The organism is Streptomyces sp. NPDC059917 (assembly GCF_042730635.1).
In the GTDB taxonomy this organism is placed as follows: domain Bacteria; phylum Actinomycetota; class Actinomycetes; order Streptomycetales; family Streptomycetaceae; genus Streptomyces.
Window position 1 is genome coordinate 1 of sequence record NZ_JBHWLC010000016.1, and the last position, 25,175, is coordinate 25,175.

A 25,175-nucleotide genomic window follows, 5' to 3' on the forward strand; every position below is an offset into this window, starting at 1 on the left:
GGCCCTGGCCGAAGCGGGCCTCGGCCATCTCGGCGGCCGCCTGGAGGTCCGTACGTACGACCGCGCGCCCCGGCCCGGAGCCCTGGCGCGCGCCGCCCGGCGGGCCGTGGCGCTCGCCCTGCGCGGCGGCCGGAGCGCCCCGGCCGCCGCCCCCTCGCCCTTCCCCTCCACCCCTCACAGAAGCGGTGCCTGATGGATACGAACACCACACCCGCCCCCGCCCCCGCCGTGCAGTGGGGCCGGGTCGGCTCCCTGGTCGGCGGCCAGGCCGCCGTCCAGCTGGGCAGCTTCGCCCTGCTGATCGCGATGAACTGGACCGCCGTGCAGCTCGGCGGCACCCGGGCGGTCACCCTCCTGATGCTGGCGGCCACCGTGCCCCGGGCCCTCATGCTGATCTTCGGCGGGGCGGTCGCCGACACCCTCGGCCCGCGCTTCGTCCTGCTGCGCACCACCAGCGCCCGGGTCGTCCTGCTCGCGACCGGGGCCGTGGTCACCGCCACCGCGCAACAGCTGTGGCCGCTGGTGACGATGGCGCTGATCGAGGGCGTCCTGCTCGGTCTGGCCGGTCCCGCCTCCGGGGTGCTGCTGCCGATGTTCGCCCGCGGGGACCAGCTGGCCCGCGCCAACTCCCTCTACGCCATGGTCCTGCGCGTCGCACCCATCCTGGGCGCGCCGGCCGGTGCCTGGCTGATCACGGTCGGCGAGCTGTGGGTCGCGATGGTGGTCGGGGCGGTCACCGGGGCGATCTGGCTCGGCTGCCTGCTGCACGTCACGCACGGGTTCACCCGTCCCGTCCGCGAGCCCGGCGTCTCGCTGCTCAAGCGCTCCGGTGACGGATTCCGCCTGCTGGCCCGGCACCCGCGACTGCGCTGGATGTTCATCGCCTCGCTCTGCCTGGACATGGCCTTCAGCTGGCCCGCCGAGGTGGCCCTGCCGCTGCTGGTGCACCAGCGCGGGTGGGGCGTCGGCGCGGTGGGCGTGGTGCTGGCCGCCTTCAGCGTGGGCGCGCTGGGCTCCAGCGCCGCGGGCGCCGTACTGGCCCACCGCATCTCGATGTTCGTACGGCTGGTCGTGACCGGCGTGGGTCTGGCGGCCGGGATCCTGGTGATGGCGCTGATGCCGTCGGTGCTCTCGCTCACCGTCGTGGCCGCCGCGGTCGGTCTGCTCTCCGGGCTCAACGGTCCCGCGATCGTGACCCTTTACCAGCAGTCCGCGCCGGAGGACCGGATGGGCGCGGCGATGTCCACGCTGTCGCTGGCGGGCATCGGTACCGCGCCGATCTCGATCGCGGTCTTCAGCAGCCTGTCGTTGCTGCTCGGGGTGCAGACCACCTGGCTGGTGTGCGGGACGATCGCCTTCGTCTCGCCGGTCGCCGCGGTGATGGCGCTGCGGACCCCGGCGAAGACCGGGGAGCCGGCCGAGAGCGCCGCCCTCCCCGCCGCCGCTCCCGTCCCCGCGTCCGTGTGAGGAGGAGCGATGACGATGATGACGACCCGCACCGAATCCCCGCCCTCGGTCGGCCTGTTGGTGCCGTCCCGGCTGTCGGATCCCGGTCCGGCACGGGCCGCGCTGCTGCCCGCGGGCCCCGACCTGTGGTTGGTGGACACCACCGGATACCGGGCGCACGCCGCCCGGCACGCGCCCGGCACGCTGGACGCGCAGGAGCTGGCCCGGGCCGCCGAGTTCGTCCGGGCGGCGGACCGTGACGCGTACGTCTGCGCCCATGTGGCGCTGCGCCGCCTGCTGGGTGCCTACCTCGGCATCGCCCCGCGGGCGGTGACGGTGGACCGGGCGCCCTGCGCGCACTGCCAGGAGCCGCACGGGCGGCCCGTACTGCCCGGCGGGGCGCTGCACTTCTCGCTCTCGCACTGCCACGGGCTGAGCCTGCTGGCCTTCGCGACCGTCCCGGTCGGGGTGGACGTGGAGGAGGTGCCCTCGGCGCGCACGATCGCCGAGACGGCGGACGTGCTGCACCCGCGCGAGGCGGCCGAGCTGGCGGTGCTGCCCGCCGCGGAGCGGCCGTTGGCCTTCACCCGGGTCTGGACGCGCAAGGAGGCGTACCTCAAGGGGCTGGGGGTGGGCCTCTCGGAGGACCCGGCGGCCGACTACGTGGGCTCGGGGCCCGTTCCGGCCCGGCTCGCGGACTGGGCGCTGACGGACGTCCTGGTGCCGGAGGGGCACTGCGCGGCGGTGGCGCTGCGCAGCGGGTGAGGGCGCAAGCGGGGTGGCCGCCGGGCGGCGGGGAACGGGACCACGCGACCCCTATGCGTGACCTGTGACATGTGAAATATTACCTGCGCCCCGGCCGAACTCCCAGAAAGGTCAGCCACGTTGCGCAGACTCGTCGCGGCAGGAGCGGCGATAGCCCTCGCCCTCCTCGCCACCCCCGCGCTCTCCCCCACCGCGCTCGCCGCGGTCCCACCCGCCCCCGGACCACGGATCACCGCCGCCGAGCAGGCGGCCGCCCCGCCGCCCGCACCCCTGGAACTCCAGCGCCAGGCCCTGCGCCGCCAGGCCCTCGAAGAGATCGCGGCGGGCCCCGGCGCCGGGGCCGGAGCCCTGCGGGCCGAGCCGGACGGCACCCTCCCGCGCACCGCCAAGGTCGGCAAGCGCTACGTGGAGCTGGCCCAGGAGCGCAAGGACAAGGTGTTCGTGATCCTGGCCGAGTTCGGCGACCAGGTGGACACCACCACGCAGTACGAGGGCAAGCCGCGCTTCGGCGGCACGCCCGGCCCCCGGCACAACACCATCCCCAAGCCCGGCGCCAGCGACAACCACACCCTGTGGCGCAAGGACTTCAGCCAGGCCTCCTACCAGCAGCAGTTCTTCTCCGACGCCCCCGGCGCGGTCAGCCTGCGCTCCTACTACGGCCTCCAGTCCTCCGGCCGCTACGACATGGACGGCAAGGTCAGCGGCTGGGTCAAGCTCCCCTGGAACGAGGCCCGCTACGGCACGGACAACTGCGCCGAGCCCGGCCAGTGCCGCACCAACTGGGACCTGGTCCGCGACGCCACCGACGCCTGGTACCGGGGCGAGGTCGCCAAGGGGCGCACGGCGGCCCAGATCAAGGCCGAGCTGGCCGAGTACGACGTGTGGGACCGCTACGACGCCGACCACGACGGCAACTTCAACGAGCCCGACGGCTACCTCGACCACCTCGTCATCGTGCACGCCGGCAAGGACCAGACCTGGGGCGGCGGCGCCCAGGGCAAGGACGCCGTCTGGGCGCACCGCTGGTTCGCGTACTACGACCAGGCCGGCACCGCGGGCCCCGCGGGCAACAAGGCGGGCGGCACCCCGGTCGGCGACACCGGGATCTGGGCGGGCGACTACCTGACCGGCGGCGAGAACAGCGGGGTCGGGCTCTTCGCCCACGAGTTCGGCCACGACCTGGGCCTGCCCGACATGTACAGCTCGGACGGGGACAACAGCGTCAACTTCTGGTCGCTGATGTCCTCGGCCTCCTACCTCGGCAAGGGCCGGGGCACCACCGGCGCCTTCCCCGGGGACCTGGACGCCTGGAGCAAGCTCCAGTTGGGCTGGCTCGAGTACACCGAGGCCGACGCGGGCCGCAGGACCAAGGCCGTCCTCGGCGTCTCCGGCTACAACACCGATGATCCACAGGCCCTGTTGGTGCACCTGCCGCCCTCGGTGACCCGTACCGAGCTGGCCGATCCCTACGAGGGCGCGGCCCAGTGGTGGAGCGGCACCGGCGACTTCATGGACAACACGCTCACGCGCACGGTCGACCTCACCGGGGTCCCGGCGGGCGCGCCCGCCCGGCTCGACGCCCGGGTCTGGTACGACGTGGAGAAGGACTTCGACTTCCTGACCGTGGAGGCCTCCACCGACGGCGGGACCACCTGGGCGGCGCTGCCCGGCACAATCGGCGGCGCCGCGATCCCCGCCAAGGGGATCTCCGGCACCTCGGGCGGCTGGGCCGAACTCGGCGTGCCGCTGGGCGCCTTCGCGGGCAGGAGCGTCTCGCTGCGGCTGCGGGTGACCTCGGACAGCAACACCCACGGCAAGGGCGTGGCCTTCGACGACCTGCGGATCACCGCGGACGGCCGCGAGCTGCTGCGCGACGGCGCGGAGCAGGGGGCGAACGGCTGGACGGCGATCAAGTGGTCGCGCACCGAGGGCCGTTACGGAACCGAGCAGCACCCGCGCGCCTACGTGGTGGAGAACCGGCGCTACACCGGCTTCGGCGAGTACCTCAGGACGGGACCGTACAACTTCGGGCAGGGCGACGACTCCGTGGAGTTCTACCCCTACCAGCAGGGCGTGTTGATCTGGCTGTGGGACACCGCGTACAGCGACAACACCACCAAGGCCCACCCCGGCGGGGGCCTGCTGCTGCCGGTCGACGCCCGGCCCGAGGCGCTGCGGTTCACCGACGGATCGCTCGTCAACGCGCGGGCGCAGACCTTCGACGCGACCTTCTCGCTGCGGCCGAGCGACCGGATCGTGCTGCACAAGGCGGGGACGCCGCTGGTGGTGCCCGCGCGGCCGGGCGTGTCCGTCTTCGACGACCGGCACGGCAGTTACTGGAACGCCGATCTGCCGCAGGTCGGGGTGAAGGTGCCGGACACCGGGACCCGGATCGCGGTGGTCAAGGAGGCCTCGGGCGGGGCGTTGACCACCGTGCAGGTGAGCCCCTCGCCCTGACCCGGCGTGCCCCTATGATGACCCCGATAACTTCATGCGTGCGTGACCAGGGGAAGCCGGTGCGAATCCGGCGCTGACCTGCAACCGTGTGCGGCCCGCCGCCCCTCGGGGCGGCGGGCCGCGAGTCGGAGCACCTGCCACGGCACGCCGAAAGCTTCCACTGTCATGGACTACAGCGCGAAGAAAGGCACCCCGCCATGCGCAGCATGCTCATACGCCGTACCGCCGTCACCGCCGCCGCCCTCGGGCTGGCACTGACGGCCGCCGCTCCGGCCGTCGCCCACACGACCGCCGCCCGCACCAACGCCCCGGTCCTGGTGCGGCTCACCGTGCAGGGCCCCGACGGCAACCTCTTCAAGGGCCTGGTGCTGACCAAGGGGCACGAGGTGACGACCGCGACCGGCGGCACCCACAAGTGCGACGGCACCAACGGCGCGCAGAACCCGAGCCCGGTCCCCACGCCCACCGCCGCCCTCGACGACGCGGCCCGCCAGCGCCACTTCGGCTGGGACGGCACCTGGTACGCGTCGTTCGACGACTTCTCCGTGGACACCGTCAAGAACGTCTCCGGCGGGGGCGCGGCGTACTGGAACATCTCGGTGAACGGGGTCTCCACCCCGGTCGGCGGCTGCCAGTTCAAGATCAAGACGGGTGACGAGGTCGCCTTCACCTGGACCTCCTTCTAGCGGTGGGCCACGGGGATTCCTTCGGCGCGGGAAGCGGTCGGTTTTGCCGGGTACTCCCGGTCAGGGGTGTCGGTTACCATCCGAGCTACCTCAACCGACCTCTGTAGCCCCAGAGTTGGTCCGCACCGCCAAGGAATCCCCGTGATCAGCTTCGAGAACGTCAGTGTGAAGTACGACGACGCGCCCCGATCAGTGCTGCGGGACGTGAACCTGACCGTCGAGGAAGGCGAGTTGTGCCTGGTCGTCGGGCGCACCGGCGTCGGCAAGTCGACCCTGCTGGGCACGGTCAACGGACTGGTCCCGCACTTCACCGGCGGCACCCTGTACGGCCGGGTGACCGTCGGTGGCCGGGACACGGCCGAGCATCCACCGCGCGAACTCGTCGACCTGGTCGGCGTGGTGGGCCAGGATCCGCTCGACGGCTTCGTCACCGACACCGTCGAGGAGGAGCTGGCCTACGCGATGGGACAGCTCTCCGTGGACGCGGCGGTGCGGCGCGGGCGGATCGAGGAGACCCTCGCCCTGCTGGACCTGACCGGGCTGCGCCACCGGCCGCTGCACGAGCTCTCCGGCGGCCAGCAGCAGCGCGTGGCCATCGGTTCCGTCCTGACCGCGCACCCCCGGGTGCTGGTGCTGGACGAGCCGACCTCCGCCCTGGACCCGGCGGCGGCCGAGGAGGTGCTGGCGGTCGTCACCCGCCTGGTGCGCGACCTGCGGATGACGGTGCTGCTCTGCGAGCACCGGCTGGAGCGGGTCGCGCAGTACGCGGACCGGGTGATCCACCTGCCCGGTGACGGGACCGTGGTGTCCGGGCGGCCCGCCGACGTCTTCCGTACGTCGACGGTCGCGCCGCCCGTGGTCGAGCTGGGGCGGCTCGCGGGCTGGTCCCCGCTGCCGCTGTCGGACCGGGAGGCGCGCCCGGCCGCGGCCCCGCTGCGGGCCCGGCTGGCCGGGCGGGTACCGGCGCCGGTGCGCCCCGCCGCGCCGACGGGCGGGGGCGAAGCCCTGCGGGCCGACGGGCTGACCGTGACGCACATGGGGCTGCCCGCGGTGCACGAGGTGGACCTGGTGCTGCGCGCCGGGGAGGTCACCGCCCTGATGGGACCCGGCGGCTGCGGCAAGTCCTCGCTGCTCCACGCCCTGCACGGGTCGGGGCCGCGGCGCTCCGGCACGGTGACGGTCGGCGGCGAGGGCGGCCGGGACCCGGGGACCCTTCCGGCCGCCGAGGTCCGGCACCTGGTCGCGATGGTCACCCAGACGCCGACCGACCTGCTGAGCCGGGTGACCGTACGCCAGGAACTCGGCCAGGCGGACGCGGAGTCGGCGGCCTCCGGCGCGAGACCCGCGCGGGAGCTGCTGGACCTGCTGGCGCCCGGGGTCGACGACGCCATGCACCCGCGGGACCTCTCCGAGGGCCAGAAGCTGGCCCTCGTCCTGGCCGTCCGGCTCGCCGCGACGCCGGGGGTGCTGCTGCTGGACGAGCCGACGCGCGGCCTGGACCACCGCGCCAAGGCGGCGCTGATCCGGATCGTCGACGAGCTGGCGGCTCGGGGCACGGCGGTGCTGATCGCCACGCACGACGTGGAGTTCGCCGTGCGGGCGGCCGACCGGGCGGTGCTGATGGCGCGGGGCGAGATCCTCGCGGACGGCCCGGCCGCCGAGGCGCTGGCGGCCTCGAAGACCTTCGCCCCCCAGGTCGCCCGGATCCTGGCCCCCCTGCCCTGCCTGACCGTGGAGCAGGTCGCGGGGATGCTGGACGGTCCGTGACCCGGCGGGCCGGACCGGCCGTCCGCGCGGGCGGCCCTGCGGCGGGCGGTCAGCCGCGCGGCACCACGCTCGCCAGCACGGCGGGCAGCGGGTACCAGTCGGCCGAGACCACGGAGGCGTGGTACTGCCCGGCGAGCAGGGCGACCCGGTCGCGGGCCTGCGCCTCGGTGGGCCGGGTGCCGTCGATGGCGGGCGCGACGCCCTGCGCGTCGGTGGCGATCAGCAGGTAGTGGTTGCGGTCGTACCAACCGGTGTCGACGGCGGGCGCGGTGTAGGCGCTCGCGTCCCCGTCGAAGACCACGAACCAGGGGCGCAGCGTGGCATCGGCGTAGCGCGTGCGGGGATCACCGGCCTCCGCCCGGTGCACCGCGGGGAAGGCGGCGGCCTGGCCGAGCCGTCCGGCGGCGGCCAGGGTGCGCAGGTGGGTGGCGTACTCGCGGTCGGTCCAGAGGGTGTCGGCGCCGTTGCCCTCCTCCACGGTGCCCGGGATCAGCTCGATCAGGAACTTCCCGGCGAGGTCGGAGCGGTTCGGCCAGGCTCCGGCGCGCGCGGCGCTGTCCAGGTCGGGGTGGCCGGCGGCCAGGTCGCCGGGCCGGTAGAGCGCGTCGCCCAGGCGCGCGCCGAGCAGTGCGTCGAGGTCGGCCGGGCCGCGGCCCAGGTTCGCGGCGAAGCCGTCCTTGAGTTCCATCTTGAGGATGATCGGGCGGTGGCCGGGGTGCGCGTCGTGCCAGCTGCGCAGGTCGGCGAGGCAGCCCGCGAGGTTCTGGTTGCGGGACTTGGTGCGCAGTTGGGCGGGGGTGGTGGCGTTCTCGCAGTTGTTGTCGTTGCCGATCGGATTGCTGTGGGAGACCCGCCAGGAGCTGCCGAAGAAGTTGGTCCACACGTCGAGTTCGAGCATCGCGGCGCCGGAGTCCAACGCATCCGCGAAGTAGGGGTACTTGGCCTTCTCGTAGGCGTTGTGCACCCCGACGCCGGTGGATCCGGCGAAGGGCAGGCCGGCGCCGGGGACCGCGGTCGGCGCGGGGGCGGCGCCGGCCGCGGCCGGGGTGAGGGCGAGGACGGCGACGAGGGCGGCGGTGACGACGGCGGCCGTCCGGTTGCGGGCATTCATGGGCTTCTCCCCTACGGGTCCAGCCGACGCCGGTGCGGCGGCAAGTCGGCTGGAGAGTAAGGGAGTTGGGTGAAGAACGGGAGGACCGCGGGTGACCCGGGGGTGGCCCGGGGCGCGCCCCGCCTCAGGGGCAGGTGACCGTCCAGGTCACCTTGACGTGCCCGTCGTCGTCCCCGTAGAAGTCGCTGGTCCGGGTGCCGGGACGGTCGGTGTAGGGGTCCCAGGCGACCGTGCCCCGGGCGACCAGGTCATCGGCCGAGGAGGCGTCGTGGTCCCAGAGGTACACGCCGACCTCCAGCGGGGCCGGGCCGCCGTACGCCGCGCCCGTGCCGACCTGTTGGTAGAAGTAGGGATCGGGATCGGTGCGGGCGCCCTTGTTGGGGAAGGTGGACGGATCGGATGCCGACCGCGACCAGGGGGTGGCGCGGACGCCGTCGGCGGCGCGGACGGTGAGGGAGCCGTAGAGCGCGGGGCGGGTCGTGCCGTCGTCGAAGTACGTCAGCTCGGCCGCGTCCACGCGCACCCGGCACGGCGCCACCCCCGCGGCGGGGGTGACCGTGTAGGTGACGGTGGCCTCGCCGCCGTCCACGCCGAGGAACCGGGCGGTGCGGCGGCCGAAGCCGAGCGAGGGGTCCCAGTGGATCCGGCCCGCGGCCATCACGTCGTCGTTGTTGCCCGCGGTGCGGTCGGCGTCGGTGAGGTAGGCGGTGACGGTGGCCCCGTCGGTGAACACCTGGCTCCGGGCCGCGTCGTCGAGTCCGAACCAGGGGTCGTGGGCGGGGAAGGCGGTGGCGCCGGACCGGTCGCGGTGCCACAGGGAGCGGTCGACCCCGTCCGTGGTGAGGGTCAACCCGTCGTACAGCTCCGGGCCGCTCTCGCCGGAGGAGGTGAAGCGCGCCTCGTCGACGGTGATCCTGAACGGTCCGGTCCGCAGCTCCACCGGGTGCGCGGGATCGATCGAGAACTCCTCGACGATGCGTCGGCGCACCCAGTCGTCGTCGAGCAGGCCGAAGTGCGAGGGGCAGCCGCTGTCGCCCTCCGGGAGGACGTGGTTGACGGCGCCCGCGAGTTCGGTGGAGCGCGGGGCCCGGCTGTCGCCCGGCGGGATCTGCTGGTCGCAGGCGGAGCTGAAGGTGGTGTAGCGGGTGGCGCCGGGGGTCTCGTCGCCCGCGTTGAGGGAGTCGAGCAGGTCGCTGCCGGGGGCCATCTCGGCGAGCGAGGCGGCGTGGACGTCGCAGAACGCGCCGAGGGGGCCGCACGGCGAGGCGTCGCCCGCGCCGTGGTTGGGGCCGCCGAGGGAGACCCAGGAGCGCACCCGCGAACTCCCGCCGTCCTTGAGGAACTTGCGGGTGAGCAGGCTGCCCATGCTGTGCGCGACGATGTCGACCGGGCGGTCGCCGAAGCGCTCGGTGAGGAAGGCGCCGAAGCGTCCCGCGTTGGAGGCGTTGGTGGCGGCCCAGTCGTAGCCGAACTCGGCCAGGTCGGCGGAGAGCCAGCCGTGCGCGTGGAGGTAGTCCTCCAGCCCGTCGAGGGAGGCCGCGGTGTCCCCGTAGCCGTGCACGAGGACCACGGGGGTGCGTTGTTGGGCGGTGGGCGCGGCGGCGGACGCGGCGGTGGGCGCGGTCACCGCGCGGGCGAACGGGGCCGCCAGCAGCGTGACGATCAGCGCGAGGACGAGAACGAGGGCGAGCGGGGTGAACGGGGCGAGCGGGCCGAACGGGGCATGGGGCAGGGGGCCGGTGGGGAGGACGGACCGGGCGGGGGGCAGGGTCCGGGCGGCACGGCGCATGGCGCTCCTAGGGCTGCATCACCGTAATGTGACTGGCGGGTAGCAAGGTAGCCCCGGGGCGATCAGTTTGCGAGGGGTGCGCACGAAGGCCTCGGCGTCGGCGCGCGCTCATGGCGCCGCGCCCCGAGCGGGCGCCGCCGCGGGAGCGCTACCCCGCCGCGCCGGAGGAGGTTCGGGCGGTGCGCGCCGAGCCGGTGGGCCGGTGCCGGTCGGGGGTGAGGAGGTAGGCGATCGCCATGTCGCCGAGCTCGTCGGCGTACCGGCGCCTGGCCGCCTCGCCCGTGACGGGGTCGGGGCGCACGGAGTTGTGGAAGCAGGCGCCGAGGACGGCGCGGGCCGCGGTGTCCAGGGCCGCCCGCGGTGAGGAGCGTCGGATCTGGTCGACGTAGGGGGCCGCCGCTTCGAGCAGGAGGCGATGGATCTCGGTGATGGTACGGGCCCCGCGCTCCAGCGAACGGGTCTCCCGCGCGCGCAGCAGCTCGGGGAAGAGGCCGCTGCTGTCGGCGAAGGACTGGAGCAGGGCGTGCGCATAGGCGTCCAGGACGCCGGAGAGCGAGGGCTCGGCCGTGCGCAGGCGCTCGGCCACGTACTGCTCGCGCCGCTCCAGCATCCGCTCGGACAGCGCGGCGATCAGCTGCTCCTTGTCCTCGAAGCGGCGGTAGATCGTGCCGACCGAGACGCCGGCGCTCTTCGCGACGGCGGCGATCGTCATCTCCTCCAGGCCGACGGAGGAGGCGATCTCCTCGGCCGCCCGCAGGACGCGGGCCAGGGTCGCGGCGCTGCGTGCCTGCCGGGGTTCTCGGTAGGACGCAGGGCGGTCCGGCTCCTCGGTCATGTCCCGCATGGTAGCCGCGCCGCTCCGAGCAGGCCCTTTTGACAACCGGCGCACCCTTCGGCGTACCCTCATTATGCGAACGTGAATTCACATTCACATTTCAGTGGAGGTACGACCATGACCGACGACCGGACCCCCCGGCCGCTCCCGCCCGTTTCCGTGACCCTGGAGACCGGGCCCGCGGGCGGCGGGAGCATCGACGACTTCGAGCTCTTCTACGCCCGCCGCGCGCTGGACCGCTTCCGGACGCTGCTGGGCCGCCAGGGGCTCCTCGACCTCCTGGCCGCGGACAGGGAGGAGGGCAACGCCTTCCTCCGCGAGTGCGCCCGCACCTCCGACGGTCGCTTCAAGGGGGGCACCACCGTGCTCGCGACGAAGGGCCTCACCTCGGGCGCCTTCCTCGCCTGGATGGACCGGGCGTTCGCGGGCGACGAGCGCGCCCTCCTCGCGGCGCACCCCGAGCACTACGTGATGGGCACCGACTCCATCGGGGCGCGCGTGGTGGAGAACATCGGTCCCCACGTGGCCGACTTCTACATGGGCGGCTGGGGAACGGACGCGCTGGCCTGGGCGGCGGACGCGGACGAGCTCCTCCCGGAGGAGGACTTTCCGCGCAAGATGTCCTCGAACCTCTTCCTGGCCGATGGCACCGTCGTCGGGCGGGCGCTGATCCAGTTCGGCGACACCGCCGACGGCTTCACCGCGAACCTGACGGTCTACTTCCCCCGCACCTGCCCGGACGAGGTCCTGGACCACCACCTTCGGCACTACGCCGTCGAGTTCAGGAACTGGATCGTCGCCGCCGCCGCCGACCGCGCCTGACCTGCGCCGGGCCCACCCCGGCGCCGACCGGCCTAGCGCGCCGCGCCGAGGCCGTACGAGACGGACGTCAGCCGCTCGGAGGCGGACCACAGGGCCGCGCCGGAGGCGTCGTCCAGGGTCCACTTGGCCCGCCACGACGGGACCGGAGCGCCCCGCCAGCCCAACTTGGGCCCGATGAAGGCGTCCGGGCGCACCCCCGGCGCGGTCGCCGCGTACAGGGTGGGCAGCGCGCCCGACGCGGCGGGCTGCGCGATGACGGCGTTCGCGAAGCCCATCACCCGCTCGGTCACCCGGCGCCCCTCCTGCTTCGCGGCGGCCGCCTGCAGGTTGGTGTCGGCGTAGCCGGGGTGGGCGGCGGCCACCACCAGGTCGGAGCCGGCGGCGGCGAGCCGGCGGGACAGCTCGTGCACGAAGAGCAGGTTGGCGGTCTTGGAGCGGCCGTAGGCGATCCAGCGGCGGTAGCCGCGCTCGCCGTGCAGATCGCCGAGGTCGACGTCGCCCAGTGCGTGGAAGCCGCTGGAGAGCGAGACGATCCGGGCGCCGGGCGCGCGCAGCAGGTGCGGCAGGAGCAGCCCGGTGAGGGCGAAGTGCCCGAGGTGGTTGACGCCGATCTGGGTCTCGAAGCCGTCGACGGTCCGCCCGTACGGCAGGGCCATCACCCCGGCGTTGTTGACGAGGAGGTCGAGGCTGTCGTGCCCGGCGCCGAAGCCCGCGGCGAACTCCCGTACGGAAGCCAGGTCGGCGAGGTCGAGCGGGGCGAACTCGACCTGCGCGTCCGGCACTTCGCGTCGCAGCCGCGCCTCGGCGGCCCGCCCCCGGACCTCGCTGCGGCAGGCGAGCAGGACCCGCGCCCCGCGCCGGGCCAGCTCGCGGGCGGTGACGTAGCCGATCCCGCTGTTGGCCCCGGTGACCACGGCCGTGCGACCGCTCTGGTCGGGGATGTCCCTCGCTGTCCAGCCCGGCATGCCCGCCCCTCTCTCCCGGGACATCGGATCCTCCCGGAGCATCGTAGTTACCTGAGGTAACCACCTCGTTCCGCACCCTATCCCCCACACCCGTCGCGGCGCCGGGCGGGCCGGGCATCCGCCGTGGTCACCCCCGGTCCGGGGGGTCCGGCACGGGCCAGTAGAGTGCGGTTCCACCCCCTTCCCCCGAGGTACCGCGCCATGAGCTCCCTGCCACTCCCCCACGCGACGACCGGGCCGCCCGTCACGGTCGTCGGCATCGGCGCGGACGGCTGGGCCGGGCTCACCGGTACCGCCCGGTCCGCCCTGACCGCCGCCGAGGTGCTGATCGGCGGGCCGCGCCAGCTGGAGCTGCTGCCCGACGCCGAGTGCGGGGGCGAGCGGGTCCCGTGGCCGAGCCCGCTGCGCCCGGCCGTCCCCCGACTGCTGGAGAAGTACGCGGAGCGGCGGATCGCGGTGCTGGCGAGCGGGGACCCCATGTTCTACGGGATCGGCCGCGCCCTGTCCGAGGAGCTGGGCGCGGACGCCCTGCGGGTGCTCCCGCACCCCTCCTCCGTGTCCTACGCGTGCGCCCGCGCGGGCTGGCCGGTGGAGGACACCGAGGTCGTGACCGTCGTGGGCCGCCCGGTGGCCCGGCTCGCCGCGGCCCTGCACGAGGGCCGCCGGGTCCTGGTGCTCAGCTCCGGCGCGGGCAGCCCGGGCGAGATCGCCGCCCTGCTGCGGGAGCGCGGCTTCGGCCCGAGCCGGATGCGGGTCATGGAACGGCTCGGATCGGCCGACGAGCGTACGTACGAGGGCGTGGCCGACGACTGGGAGCACGCCCCCGGCGACCCGCTGAACGTGGTGGCCGTCGACTGCCGCCGGGCCGCGGGCGCGCGGCGGCTGGGCGCCGGGCCGGGCCTGCCCGACTCCGCCTACGAACACGACGGCCAGCTCACCAAGCGCCACGTCCGGGCCGCGACCCTCGCGGCCCTGGCGCCCGCGCCCGGGGAGCTGCTCTGGGACATCGGCGGCGGCTCCGGTTCCATCGGCATCGAGTGGATGCGCACCCACCCGTCCTGCCGTGCGGTGTCGGTGGAGCGCGACCCGGAGCGGGCGGCGCGGATCAGCCGCAACGCCGACGCCCTGGGCGTACCGGCCCTGCACGTCGTCCTCGGCGCCGCACCGACGGCCCTCGACGCACTGCCCGTGCCCGACGCGGTGTTCATCGGCGGCGGGCTGACCGCGCCGGGGCTGCTCGACGCGGTGTGGTCGGCCCTGCCGGTGGGCGGCCGACTGGTGGCGAACACGGTCACGCTGGAGTCGGAGGCACTGCTCGCGCGGTGGTACCGGCGCCACGGCGGCGACCTGGTCAAACTCGCCGTCGCGCACGCGGTGGCGGTCGGCGGCTTCACGGGCTGGCGCCAGGCCATGGCGGTCACCCAGTGGTCGGTGACGAAGGCGGCGCACGAACCGACGGCGCGGCCGTCGACACAGGAAGCAGGAGAGGACCGCACATGACCGTGTACTTCATCGGAGCGGGCCCCGGGGCCGCCGACCTGATCACGGTGCGCGGCGCGCGTCGGCTCGCGGCCAGTCCGGTCTGCCTGTACGCGGGCAGCCTCGTCCCGCGCGAACTGCTGGCCGAGTGCCCGGCGGACGCCCGGCTGGTCGACACCTCGCAGCTCGACCTGGACGAGATCCTGGCCGAGTTGACCGCCGCGCACGCGTCCGGGCTGGACGTGGCGCGGCTGCACTCCGGCGACCCGTCCGTCTTCAGCGCCGTAGCGGAACAGATGCGGCGCCTGGACGCGGCCGGGATCCCGTACGAAGTCGTCCCGGGCGTACCGGCCTTCGCCGCGGCGGCCGCGGCGCTGAAGCGGGAGCTGACGGTGCCGACGGTGGGCCAGACGGTCATCCTGACCCGGATCGCCCAGCAGGCCACCCCGATGCCGGCGGGCGAGGACCTGGCGACCCTGGGCCGCAGCGGGGCGCTCCTGGTGCTGCACCTGGCCACGCGCTACGTCGACCGCGTGGTCGACGAGCTGACGCCGCACTACGGGGCCGAGTGCCCGGTGGCGGTGGTGGCGATGGCCAGCCGCCCGGACGAACTGATCCTGCGCGGCACGCTGGCGGACATCGCGGACGCGGTGAAGTCGGCGGGCCTGGTCCGCACGGCGGTCATCATCGTGGGCCGCACCCTGGCCGCCGACCAGTTCCCGGACAGCCACCTCTACTCCCCCACCCGCAACCGCCATGCCTGCTGACCCCACCCCACCCGCACCACCCCCGGCCGCGCCACATCCCACCCCCGCCGAGTCAACTCCGGCCCCGGCCGCGCCACATCCAGCCCGTCCGGCGTTTGAGGACCCGCCGGAGGCCACACCGACCCGCACGGACTCCCAGGCCCCGGCCCCGTCACACCCGCCCCGTCAGGCGACCACACCGCACCACGTCCTGATCCTCGGCGGCACCACCGAGGCCCGCCACCTCGCGGAAGCCCTCGCCGCCGGCGCCCCCGACCTCCGGGTCACCAACTCCCTGGCCGGCCGGGTCACCCGCCCCACCCACCCCCCGGGAACCACCCGCATCGGCGGCTTCGGCGGCCCCCACGGCCTGGCCGCCTGGCTGCGCGCGCACGCCGTCGACGCCGTGGTCGACGCCACGCACCCCTTCGCGGAGCGGATGAGCTTCAACGCGGCCACCGCCTGCGCCGCGACCGGCACCCCCCTGCTGGCCCTGCGCCGCCCCGCCTGGGAACCGTCCGACGGCGACGACTGGCACCACGTCCCCACCCTGGCCGCCGCCGCGGCCGCCCTGCCCGCGCTGGGCAGCCGCGCGTTCCTGACCACCGGACGGACGGGGCTCGCCGCCTTCGCCCACCTCGACGCGACCTGGTTCCTGGTCCGCTCGGTCGACGCCCCCACGGCCCCCGTCCCCCGGCACACCGAAGTCCTGCTGGACCGGGGCCCGTTCACCCTCGACGGCGAGCGCGCCCTGCTCCGCGAGCACCGGATCGACGTCCTGGTGACCAAGGCCAGCGGCGGCTCGGCGACCGCCGCGAAGCTGACCGCCGCCCGCGAGGCCGGGATCCCGGTGCTCGTGGTCGACCGGCCACCGGTCCCGCGAGGAGTACCGGTGGCCGCGTCCGTCGACGCCGCCGCGTCCTGGCTGCGCGGACACGACGGCGCAGGCGACGGCGCCTACTCGGGGTAGCGCCGCGGCGTCCAGACGATCTGCCGCCCGTCACCGCGCCGGACCACCCGCGTCTGGGACGAGCCGATCAGCAACAGCGTCCGCATGTCCACCTGCTCGGGATCCAGGTCCGCGAGCCGCACGATCCGGACGGACTGCTCGGGCCCGCCCACGTCCCGCGCCAGCACCACCGGGGTGTCCGGGCCGCGGTGCTCCAGCAGCAGCTCCCGCGCCTTGCCCACCTGCCACGTACGGCTGCGCGAGCCGGGGTTGTACAGCGCGATGACCAGGTCGGCCCCGGCGGCCGCGTGCAGCCGCTCCGCGATGACCTCCCAGGGCTTGAGCCGGTCGGAGAGGGAGATCGTGGCGTAGTCGTGGCCGAGCGGCGCGCCCGCGGCGGCGGCCGCCGCGTTGGCCGCGGTGACCCCGGGCAGCACCCGGACCGGGACGTCCCGGTGTTCCTCCTGCGAGGCCACCTCCAGGACGGCCGTGGCCATGGCGAAGACGCCCGGGTCGCCGCCCGAGACCACCGCGACGCGCTGCCCGCGCCGGGCCAGGTCCAGGGCGAACTCGGCCCGTTCGGACTCGACCTTGTTGTCGGAGCCGTGCCGGACCTGACCCGGCCGCACGGGCACCCGGTCCAGGTAGGTCGTGTAGCCCACCAGCACGTCCGCGTCGGCCAGCGCCCGCCGCGTCTCGGGGGTCAACCACAGCGGACCGGCCGGACCGGTGCCCACCACCACGACCTCGCCGACCGCGTCGGGCGCGACCGCGGGCCGGGAGCCGGGGTTGCCGATCCGGCTCGGCAGCACGGCGACCGCGAAGTACGGGACCGTCTCGGGGTCGGTGTCGGCGAGCATGCCGGTGCGCTCGCCGGCCATCGTCGCGCGCTCCACGTAGCGCGCCTCGGGCAGCCGCCCGGACTTCTCCATCGCCCGCCGCACGGCGGGGAAGGTGCGGCCGAGCTTCATCACCACGGCCGAGTCGGTGGCCGCCAGACGGGCCGTCAGCTCCTCCTCGGGCAGCGTGCCCGGCAGGATCGTCAGCACCTCCTCGCCCTCGACGAGGGGGGTCTGCAGGCGGGCCGCGGCGGCGCTGACGGAGGTGACCCCGGGGATCACCTCGGTCGCGTACCGGTCGGCGAGCCGCTTGTGCATGTGCATGTACGAGCCGTAGAAGAGCGGGTCGCCCTCGGCGAGCACGGCCACGGTCCGGCCCGCGTCGAGGTGCACGGCCAGGCGCGCGGCGGACTCCTCGTAGAACTCCTCCATCGCCCCCTGGTAGCCGCCGGGGTGATCGGTGCTCTCGGTGGTGAGCGGGTAGACCAGCGGCTCCTCGACGTGGTCCGCGCGCAGGTGGGCGGCCGCGATGGAGCGGGCGATGGAACGCCCGTGGCGGGCGCTGTGGTAGGCGACGACGTCCGCCTCCGCGATCACCTGGACCGCGCGCAGGGTCATCAGCGAGGGGTCGCCGGGGCCGAGGCCCACGCCGTAGAGCCGTCCGGCCCCGGTCTGCGTGCCGGTGGTGCTCATTCTTCCTCGCTCGCGATCGCGTTGACGGCTGCGGCGGCGATGGCGCTACCGCCGCGCCGCCCCCGCACGATCAGGTGGTCCAGCCCCGAGGGGTGGGCGGCGAGCGCGTCCTTGGACTCGGCAGCGCCGATGAAGCCGACGGGCACTCCGATGACGGCGGCCGGGCGGGGAGCGCCCTCCTCGATCATCTCCAGCAGCCGGAAGAGGGCGGTGGGCGCGTTGCCGACCGCGATCACCGAGCCCTCCAACAGGCCGCGGTCGCGCCACAGTTCGAGGGCGGCGGCGCTGCGCGTGGTCCCCATCTTGGCGGCGAGGTCCGGTACGGCCGGATCCGACAGGGTGCAGATCACCTCATTGTCGGCGGGCAGCCGCTTGCGGGTGACCCCGCTGGCGACCATGCGCACGTCGCACAGGATGGGCGCCCCGGCGTGGAGCGCGGCGCGGGCGCGCAGCACGACGTCCGGCGTGTATCCGAGATCCTTCGTGAGGTCGGTCATCCCGCACGCGTGGATCATGCGTACGGCGACCTGCGACACCGAGGCCGGCAGCCCGGCGAGATCCGCCTCGGCGCGGATCGTGGCAAAGGACTGGCGGTAGATCGCGGCGCCGTCCTTCTCGTACTCGAACACTGTGTACTCGCTCATTTCTTCACTACGTCTGCTGCTGAGTCTGTCGGATCTGCTGGGTTCGCTCGGGCCGTGACCGCTGCTGCGGCGTGCGCGAGGGCGGCGGTCAGGTCCTGGGCGGTGGCCGGTACGTCGACGCGCACCGGCCGCCCGCCGGGACCCGACCCGCCGACCACGGCGAGGTCGTACCCCTGCGGCCCGGCGACCAGGTCCACCCAGGCGGCCGCGCGCGGATGTCCGCACCGCCGCTCGCAGCCGGACCAGTGCACGGGCGCCGCCCCGGCCACGGCGTCGGCCCGGGCCAACACGGCCCGCGCGTCGGCCCGTACGTCCGCCAGCGCCTTCGCGCAGCCGGGCCGGCCGGTGCAGGCGCTCACGTTCTCCCACGGGTCGTCCGGCGCGGTGACCAGCCCGGCCGCGGCGAGTCGGGCAAGGGTCGAGGACGCCGTGGCGGCGTCGACCCCGGGGACGACGATGCCGCGCCAGGGGGTGAGCCGCAGGGTCCCGGCCGCGGCGGCGGCCGTGGCGGCCAACAGGCGCCACTGGTCGCCGGTCAGCCGCCCCAGCGGGGCCACCACCGAGAGCGCCGCGCGCCGCGCGTCGGGGCCCGCCACCACCCCGGGTCGGGGGCCGGGGCCGGACCGCGACACGGCTCCTCCGGCGCGCTCGGCCGCGATCCCCCGTGCCCGCAGACGGGTCAGCAACTCGCCCGATTCCGGACGGTGTTCGGTGGGGAGTTCACTCACCCGCCATGCCTTGGTCCCGGCCGCGCGCACCGCGTCGAGGAAGTGTTCGGCGACCGTCAGGGCGGCCCGGGGCGCGTCCTGGTGGGCGACGACGACCGCGTCCGCGTCGTCGTGCGTCCACAGCACGGCCTTGCCCGTGCGCAGCGCGAGGACGTGCACGTCGGGGGCGAGCGAGCTCACGTCGCCGCGACCGTCGTCGAGGGCGAAGAGGAAGCGTCCGGAGAGCGCCGCGGCCGCCCCGCTCGCGCACAGCAGCCGGTCCAGCTCGCCGACCCAGGGCGTGACGTCGGTGCGCCGCTGCCGGTCGAGTCCGGACAGCGGCGACGCCACGATGTTGCGGACCCGTTCGTGGGTGGCGGCCGCGGCGGGCAGCAGCCCGGCGGCGGCCAGCAGGGCGGCGAGTTCGCCGCCGCAGCCCGCGCCGAGACCGCGCAACTGCGCGTTGCCGCGCGAGGTGAGGTCGAGGTGTCCGTCGCCCAGCCGGTCCGCCGCGTCCGCCAGGGCGACGGCCGCGTCGGCCGTGAGCAGACCGCCGGGGATCCGGATCCGGGCGAGGTGGCCGTCGTCCGCCGCGTGCAGGCGCAGCGCACCGGGGCAGGCGTCACCGCGGTCCCGTATGACGGGTTCGTCCCGGGACGCGGCGGAGGAGGGCGGGGGCATGGCGGCGAGCATACCCACGATCCGCGCCGCCCGACCTGTGTCCGTCACCACGCCCCCGCCCTCCTGCGCCACGTCCCGCTCCCACCCGCCGCCGCCCCCGTCACGCCTCTCCCCCGCGCCCCCGGTGCCCCCCGTGCGGCGCCCCCTCCCGCACCCGACCCCGGCCCCCACCTGCCATTCGTCCGCGCGGGCACCTAGGATGACCCCTCGACGGGCCATTCGGCCCGTCATCGCCGAGGACGGCGACATGGGAGGAAGCCCGGTGCGATTCCGGCGCGGTCCCGCCACTGTGAACCCGGCAGCTGCCCACGGCGCCTCCGGGTGAGTCAGGAACTCCCGTCGTCCTCACTGCCCGGGGCGCGGAAACCCCGAGGAAGGCCCGCCGCCGCATGATCCTGCTGCTGTCGACGTCCGACACCGATCTGCTCAGTGCCCGCGCCTCGGACGCCGGGCCGGTCCCGTACCGGTTCGCGAATCCTTCCCGGCTCCCCCTCGACGACCTGCCCGCGCTGCTCGACGGCGCGGACCTGGTCGTCGTACGCCTCCTCGGCGGCCTGCGCGCCTGGCAGGAGGGGCTCGACCTGCTCCTCGCCGCCGACCAGACCCGTCCGGTCGTCGTGCTGACCGGCGAACAGGCCCCGGACGCCCAGCTGATGGAGGCGTCCACCGTCCCCATCGGCATCGCGGCGGAGGCGCACGCCTACCTCGCGCACGGCGGCCCCGCCAACCTGGAGCAGCTGGCCCGCTTCCTGTCCGACACCGTGCTGCTCACCGGCCACGGCTTCGAGCCGCCCGCGGCCGCCCCCACCTGGGGTCGGCTGGAGCGCGCCGAGGGATCCGCCGCCGGTCCGCGGTCCCCCCGGATCGCGGTGCTGTACTACCGCGCCCACCACATGAGCGGCAACACCGCCTTCGTGCACGCCCTCTCGGACGCCGTCGAGCAGGCGGGCGGCGTGCCCGTACCGCTGTACGTCTCCTCGCTGCGCTCCCCCGAGCCGGAGCTGCTGGCCGAGCTGGCGACGGCGGACGCCATCGTGACCACGGTCCTCGCGGCGGGCGGCACCCGCCCGGCCGAGGCCTCGGCGGGCGGCGACGACGAGTCGTGGGACGCGGGCGCGCTCGCCGCCCTCGACGTACCGATCCTGCAGGCGCTGTGCCTGACCGGTTCGCGCGGTGCCTGGGAGGAGAGCGACGAGGGCCTGTCCCCGCTCGACTCGGCCAGCCAGGTCGCGGTGCCGGAGTTCGACGGCCGCCTGATCACGGTCCCCTTCTCCTTCAAGGAGATCGACGAGGACGGCCTGCCGGCGTACGTCGCCGATCCCGAGCGCGCCGCCCGCGTCGCCGGGATCGCCGTGCGCCACGCCCTGCTGCGGCACACCCCGAACGCCGAGAAGCGGATCGCGCTGGTCCTCTCCGCGTACCCCACCAAGCACTCCCGCATCGGCAACGCGGTCGGTCTCGACACCCCCGCCAGCGCCGTCGCGCTGCTGCGGCGGCTGATCGCGGAGGGCTACGACTTCGGGCCCGTCGAGGAGATCCCCGGCCTGGTCTCCGGCGACGGCGACGAGCTGATCCGCGCGCTGATCGAGGCGGGCGGCCACGACCAGGACTGGCTCACCGAGGAGCAGCTGGCCCGCAACCCGGTCCGGATCCCGGCCGCCGACTACCGGCGCTGGTACGGCGCCCTGCCCGCGGAGCTGCGCGACGGCGTCGAGGAGCACTGGGGGCAGGCCCCCGGCAACATGTTCCTGGACCGCTCCCGCACCACCACCGGCGGCGACCCCGACGGCGACATCGTGCTCGCCGCGCTGCGCCGCGGGAACCTGCTGATCCTGATCCAGCCGCCGCGCGGCTTCGGCGAGAACCCGATCGCGATCTACCACGACCCCGACCTGCCGCCCTCGCACCACTACCTGGCCGCCTACCGCTGGATCCAGGCCTCGGCCGAGGACGGCGGCTTCGGCGCCGACGCGATGATCCACCTGGGCAAGCACGGCAACCTGGAGTGGCTGCCCGGCAAGAACGCCGGTCTGTCGGCCGCCTGCGCGCCGGACGCCGCGCTCGGCGACCTGCCGCTCGTCTACCCGTTCCTGGTCAACGACCCGGGCGAGGGCACCCAGGCCAAGCGCCGCGTGCACGCGACCCTGGTCGACCACCTGGTGCCGCCGATGGCCCGCGCGGAGTCGTACGGCGACATCGCGCGCCTGGAGCAGCACCTGGACGAGTACGCGCAGATCTCCTCCATGGACCCGGCCAAGCTGCCCGCCATCCGGGCCCAGATCTGGACGCTGATCCAGGCGGCGAAGCTCGACCACGACCTGGGCCTCGCGGACCGGCCCGACGACGACGGCTTCGACGACTTCCTGCTGCACGTCGACGGTTGGCTGTGCGAGGTCAAGGACGCCCAGATCCGCGACGGCCTGCACGTGCTGGGCGGCGCCCCGGCGGGCACGGACCGGGTCAACCTGGTCCTGTCCATCCTGCGCGCCCGCCAGATCTGGGGCGGTACGACGGCGCTCCTCGGCCTGCGCGAGGCGCTCGGCCTGGACGAGGCCGCGCCCACCCGCACCTCGGCCGACGAGGTCGAGGCCACGGCCCGCGCCCTGGTCGAGGCCATGGAGGCCGCCGACTGGGCGCCCTCCGCCGTCGCCGCGGTCGCCGCCGGCCACCCGGCCGGGGTCGCGGACATCCTCGCCTTCGCGGCGACCGAGGTGGTGCCGCGCCTGGCGGCCACCACGGACGAGCTGACGCACGCGGTGCACGCCCTGGCGGGCGGCTTCGTCCCGGCGGGCCCCTCCGGTTCGCCGCTGCGCGGGCTGGTCAACGTGCTGCCCACCGGCCGCAACTTCTACTCGGTGGACCCCAAGGCCGTGCCCTCCCGCCTCGCGTGGGAGACCGGCCAGGCCCTCGCGGACTCGCTGCTGACCCGCTACCGCACGGACAACGGCGAATGGCCCGCCTCCGTCGGCCTGTCCCTGTGGGGCACGAGCGCCATGCGCACGGCGGGCGACGACGTGGCCGAGGCGCTCGCGCTGCTCGGTGTCCGCCCGGTGTGGGACGAGGCCTCGCGGCGCGTGACGGGCGTCGAGCCCATCGCGCTCGACGAGCTGGGCCGTCCGCGCATCGACGTCACGCTGCGCATCTCGGGCTTCTTCCGCGACGCGTTCCCGCACGTCATCGGCCTGTTGGACGACGCGGTGCGGCTGGCGGCGGGGCTGGACGAGAGCGCCGAGGACAACTTCATCCGGGCGCACGCCCAGGCGGACCTGGCCGAGCACGGCGACGAACGGCGCGCGACGACCCGTATCTTCGGCTCGCGCCCGGGCACCTACGGCGCGGGCATCCTCCAGCTGATCGACTCGCGCGACTGGCGCACTGACGCCGACCTGGCGGAGGTCTACACGGTGTGGGGCGGCTACGCCTACGGCCGCGGTCTGAACGGCCGCTCCGCGCGCACCGAGATGGAGACGGCGTACAAGCGCATCACGGTGGCCGCGAAGAACACGGACACCCGCGAGCACGACATCGCCGACTCGGACGACTACTTCCAGTACCACGGCGGCATGGTGGCCACCGTCCGCGCGCTGCGCGGCACGGCCCCCGAGGCGTACATCGGCGACTCGACCCGCCCGGAGACGATCCGCACCCGCACCCTGGTGGAGGAGACCTCCCGGGTCTTCCGCGCCCGCGTGGTGAACCCGAAGTGGATCGAGGCGATGCGCCGCCACGGCTACAAGGGCGCCTTCGAGCTGGCGGCGACCGTGGACTACCTCTTCGGGTACGACGCCACGACCGGCGTGATCGCCGACTGGATGTACGACAAGCTCACGCAGACGTACGTGCTGGACCCGGAGAACCGCGCCTTCCTGGAGGAGGCCAACCCCTGGGCGTTGCACGGCATCGCCGAGCGCCTGCTGGAAGCGGAATCCCGCGGCATGTGGGAGAAGCCGGATGCCGAGACGCTGGAGGCCCTGCGCCAGGTGTACCTGGACACGGAGGGCAACTTGGAAGCGGAAGCCGAGTAGCGGCTCGCGGCTGGCGCATCCTGGGAGGCATGTGCCACTACTGCGGCTGCCGCGAGATCCCGTTGATCAAGGAGTTCATCGCCGAGCACGAGGCGGTGACGAACGCCGCGGGCGACGCGATGCGCGCCCTGGACGCGGGGGACCTCCCCCGCGTCCGCGCCCTCGTCTCCTCGATGACCGACGTCCTCCTCGCCCATTGGAAGGGTGAGGAGGACGGCTTGTTCGCGGTCATGTCGCAGGACCCCGAGTACGCGCCCTACATCGCCGACCTGACCCTCGAACACCGGGAGCTGGCGGCCTTCCTGGCCGACTTGGACCTCGCCTCGCCGGAGCAGGTAGCCCTGTTGCGCACCGCGGTCGCGGACCTCCACCAGCACATCGCGAAGGAGGAGGACGGCCTCTTCCCGGCCTCCCTCACCGCCCTGACGGGCGACGAGTGGGACCTCTCCATCGCGGCCTGGCGCACGGCCCACCCGGGCGCCCGGCTGAGTCCGGCGGGCTGACGGGCGCGACGGGCTCGGGTCGGCGGGCGCGGGGCGGCGGGCGCGGGGCGGCGTTACGCCTGGTGCGCTCCTCGGCGGCGGCGCACGAGCACCGTGCGGACCACCGCGGCGAGGGCGAGCAGCCCGGCGGCGGCCCCACCGCCGATCAACCAGGGCTTCGGGTCCGTCACCGGCTCACCCGCGATGGTCACCCGCCGGGTGGTGGTCTCCTTGCCGCGGTGGCTGACCACGGTCATGTCGTACGTACCGGGTCGCACGCCGTGGCGGACGCGGGCGTGTCCCGAGAAGACGGTGCCGCCGTCGTCGCACTTGCAGCCCGGATCGTCCGGACCGTTGCGCACGATCTTCAACGGCCGCTCGAACACGGGGGACTTGACCAGCAGGGAGTTCTCGCCGTCCGCGGGCCGGTAGTCGGTGAGGACCACCACGGCCTCGGCCCCCGGACGGACGGCGACCGACGCGTCGCCGCCCAGGAACTCCTCGCGCGGGCCCAGGACGAAGCGCGTGATGTACGCCGAGCCCTGCGCGACGACCGTCAGCGGGGCGGTCACGACCGTACGGCCCCCGCTGGTCAGGGTGACGGTGTAGGTCCCGGGGGCGATGTCCGCGCGGACGAGGTAGGTGTGCGCCTGATCGGCGGGGCGGCCGTTGCCCGGCTCGCCCCCGGGCAGCCCCGGCGGCTCGGGGACGAGGGGGACCGGCTCGGCCAGCGCGGGCGAGGAGACGACCGCCTCCGTCCAGCCCTCGGGCATGCCGGCCACGCCGATCCAGATCGGGCCGCCCGTCTCGACGAACTGGAAGGGCCCGGAGAAGCCCAACCGGGGCCCGGCGGGCGTGGCGGACGCGCCGGGCGCCGTGGTCGCCGGGGAGGACGGCGGCGCCGGGGAGGACGACGGGGCGGGAGCGGACGACGCGGCCCGGGCGGACCCCACGGGACCCACCGGGCCGAGCAGGACGAGCCCGGTCAGGCACACCGCACCGGCGGCCCCGCGCAGCGGCTGTCGCATCCGGTCCTCCTTCCCCCTGGACCCGTGGCGCCCGGAGCCGACCGGCCCCCGAACCGCCCTCGTCGGATCATGGGTGCACTCTGCCAAGTCCGCGCGCCGATCTCCATCACATTCCCGCCCCGGCGCGCTGTCGAACGACCCGCCATCACCTGATGAAGTGAACTCCCCATTGTCTTCACCATGCCCCGGGTAGGACCGTGCTGATCTCGTGCAGGGGGCGCGCGTGGGCCTGCCCCCGCGCCCCCGACGAAAGGCCGAG

The 25,175-nt window shown here is 74.7% G+C and carries 19 protein-coding genes, 1 pseudogene and 2 riboswitches; of the genes and pseudogenes, 12 read left to right on the forward strand and 8 right to left on the reverse strand.

Annotated features, from left to right (window positions below):
* The 6 genes and pseudogenes from ACFWAR_RS11845 to ACFWAR_RS11870 all read left to right on the forward strand — a co-directional run.
* A pseudogene (locus ACFWAR_RS11845) lies at window positions 1–193 on the forward strand (hypothetical protein); the annotation flags it as partial.
* Window positions 193–1,467 carry an MFS transporter gene (locus ACFWAR_RS11850; RefSeq protein WP_385775783.1) on the forward strand — a complete coding sequence of 425 codons (1,275 nt, stop codon included), beginning with the start codon at window positions 193–195 and terminating at the stop codon, window positions 1,465–1,467. The pseudogene ACFWAR_RS11845 and the gene ACFWAR_RS11850, both read left to right, overlap by 1 nt.
* Window positions 1,468–1,476: 9 nt before the next feature.
* Entirely contained in the window at window positions 1,477–2,211 is a 735-nt protein-coding gene (locus ACFWAR_RS11855) for a 4'-phosphopantetheinyl transferase family protein (protein ID WP_385775785.1), read from the forward strand.
* A 120-nt stretch (window positions 2,212–2,331) separates the two neighbouring features.
* Entirely contained in the window at window positions 2,332–4,668 is a 2,337-nt protein-coding gene (locus ACFWAR_RS11860; RefSeq protein WP_385775786.1) for an immune inhibitor A domain-containing protein, read from the forward strand.
* A gap of 7 nt (window positions 4,669–4,675) precedes the next feature.
* Window positions 4,676–4,825: riboswitch (cobalamin riboswitch) on the forward strand.
* A gap of 40 nt (window positions 4,826–4,865) precedes the next feature.
* Entirely contained in the window at window positions 4,866–5,354 is a 489-nt protein-coding gene (locus tag ACFWAR_RS11865; protein WP_385775789.1) for a DUF4430 domain-containing protein, read from the forward strand.
* Window positions 5,355–5,495: 141 nt separating this feature from the next.
* Entirely contained in the window at window positions 5,496–7,121 is a 1,626-nt protein-coding gene (locus ACFWAR_RS11870) for an ABC transporter ATP-binding protein (protein ID WP_385775791.1), read from the forward strand.
* 49 nt (window positions 7,122–7,170) lie between these two features.
* Here the strand turns inward: ACFWAR_RS11870 and ACFWAR_RS11875 are convergent, their stop codons facing one another.
* The 3 genes from ACFWAR_RS11875 to ACFWAR_RS11885 form a co-directional block, all read right to left on the reverse strand.
* Window positions 7,171–8,232 carry a phosphatidylinositol-specific phospholipase C domain-containing protein gene (locus tag ACFWAR_RS11875; RefSeq protein WP_385775793.1) on the reverse strand — a complete coding sequence of 354 codons (1,062 nt, stop codon included), beginning with the start codon at window positions 8,230–8,232 and terminating at the stop codon, window positions 7,171–7,173.
* Window positions 8,233–8,356: 124 nt separating this feature from the next.
* Complete coding sequence (locus tag ACFWAR_RS11880) at window positions 8,357–10,021, reverse strand: esterase/lipase family protein (RefSeq protein ID WP_385775795.1); 1,665 nt, start codon at window positions 10,019–10,021, stop codon at window positions 8,357–8,359.
* A 148-nt stretch (window positions 10,022–10,169) separates the two neighbouring features.
* A complete protein-coding gene (locus ACFWAR_RS11885) occupies window positions 10,170–10,856 on the reverse strand; it encodes a TetR/AcrR family transcriptional regulator (protein WP_385775797.1) in 687 nt (228 codons plus the stop codon).
* Window positions 10,857–10,973: 117 nt separating this feature from the next.
* On the opposite strand from ACFWAR_RS11885, the gene ACFWAR_RS11890 reads away from it, so the two are divergent.
* On the forward strand, window positions 10,974–11,678 hold the full coding sequence (locus ACFWAR_RS11890; RefSeq protein ID WP_385775799.1) for a hypothetical protein: 705 nt from the start codon (window positions 10,974–10,976) through the stop codon (window positions 11,676–11,678).
* A gap of 32 nt (window positions 11,679–11,710) precedes the next feature.
* Here the strand turns inward: ACFWAR_RS11890 and ACFWAR_RS11895 are convergent, their stop codons facing one another.
* Window positions 11,711–12,667, reverse strand: a complete 957-nt coding sequence (locus tag ACFWAR_RS11895; RefSeq protein WP_385775801.1) for an oxidoreductase — start codon at window positions 12,665–12,667, stop codon at window positions 11,711–11,713.
* A gap of 177 nt (window positions 12,668–12,844) precedes the next feature.
* Here ACFWAR_RS11895 and cbiE point away from each other — a divergent pair, with 177 nt between their 5' ends.
* The 3 genes from cbiE (at window position 12,845) to ACFWAR_RS11910 (ending at window position 15,838) form a co-directional block, all read left to right on the forward strand.
* Entirely contained in the window at window positions 12,845–14,143 is a 1,299-nt protein-coding gene (cbiE, locus tag ACFWAR_RS11900; RefSeq protein WP_385775803.1) for a precorrin-6y C5,15-methyltransferase (decarboxylating) subunit CbiE, read from the forward strand.
* The gene (gene cobM / locus ACFWAR_RS11905; protein WP_385775805.1) at window positions 14,140–14,889 is read left to right on the forward strand and encodes a precorrin-4 C(11)-methyltransferase; all 750 of its coding nucleotides are present in this window, start codon (window positions 14,140–14,142) and stop codon (window positions 14,887–14,889) included. The genes cbiE and cobM overlap by 4 nt, the downstream gene beginning before the upstream one ends.
* 190 nt (window positions 14,890–15,079) lie before the next feature.
* Window positions 15,080–15,838 carry a cobalt-precorrin-6A reductase gene (locus tag ACFWAR_RS11910; RefSeq protein WP_385775993.1) on the forward strand — a complete coding sequence of 253 codons (759 nt, stop codon included), beginning with the start codon at window positions 15,080–15,082 and terminating at the stop codon, window positions 15,836–15,838.
* Here the strand turns inward: ACFWAR_RS11910 and ACFWAR_RS11915 are convergent.
* The 3 genes from ACFWAR_RS11915 to cobG are packed head-to-tail and all read right to left on the reverse strand — an operon-like array spanning window position 15,826 to window position 19,381.
* Complete coding sequence (locus tag ACFWAR_RS11915; protein WP_385775807.1) at window positions 15,826–17,349, reverse strand: precorrin-2 C(20)-methyltransferase; 1,524 nt, start codon at window positions 17,347–17,349, stop codon at window positions 15,826–15,828. The genes ACFWAR_RS11910 and ACFWAR_RS11915 overlap by 13 nt on opposite strands.
* Window positions 17,346–17,993 carry a precorrin-8X methylmutase gene (locus ACFWAR_RS11920; RefSeq protein WP_385775809.1) on the reverse strand — a complete coding sequence of 216 codons (648 nt, stop codon included), beginning with the start codon at window positions 17,991–17,993 and terminating at the stop codon, window positions 17,346–17,348. Before ACFWAR_RS11920 ends, ACFWAR_RS11915 begins: the two co-directional genes overlap by 4 nt.
* Window positions 17,990–19,381, reverse strand: coding sequence for a precorrin-3B synthase (cobG, locus tag ACFWAR_RS11925; RefSeq protein ID WP_385775811.1), 1,392 nt, complete (start codon window positions 19,379–19,381; stop codon window positions 17,990–17,992). The genes ACFWAR_RS11920 and cobG overlap by 4 nt, the downstream gene beginning before the upstream one ends.
* A gap of 251 nt (window positions 19,382–19,632) precedes the next feature.
* Window positions 19,633–19,717, forward strand: a riboswitch (cobalamin riboswitch).
* Between the two features lie 53 nt (window positions 19,718–19,770).
* Between cobG and cobN the strand changes: the two genes are divergently transcribed.
* Window positions 19,771–23,406 carry a cobaltochelatase subunit CobN gene (gene cobN / locus ACFWAR_RS11930; protein WP_385775814.1) on the forward strand — a complete coding sequence of 1,212 codons (3,636 nt, stop codon included), beginning with the start codon at window positions 19,771–19,773 and terminating at the stop codon, window positions 23,404–23,406.
* Window positions 23,407–23,435: 29 nt separating this feature from the next.
* On the forward strand, window positions 23,436–23,909 hold the full coding sequence (locus tag ACFWAR_RS11935; protein ID WP_385775816.1) for a hemerythrin domain-containing protein: 474 nt from the start codon (window positions 23,436–23,438) through the stop codon (window positions 23,907–23,909).
* Window positions 23,910–23,962: 53 nt separating this feature from the next.
* Here ACFWAR_RS11935 and ACFWAR_RS11940 read toward each other — a convergent pair whose 3' ends face one another.
* Complete coding sequence (locus tag ACFWAR_RS11940) at window positions 23,963–24,916, reverse strand: hypothetical protein (protein WP_385775818.1); 954 nt, start codon at window positions 24,914–24,916, stop codon at window positions 23,963–23,965.
* Window positions 24,917–25,175 lie beyond the last annotated feature (259 nt).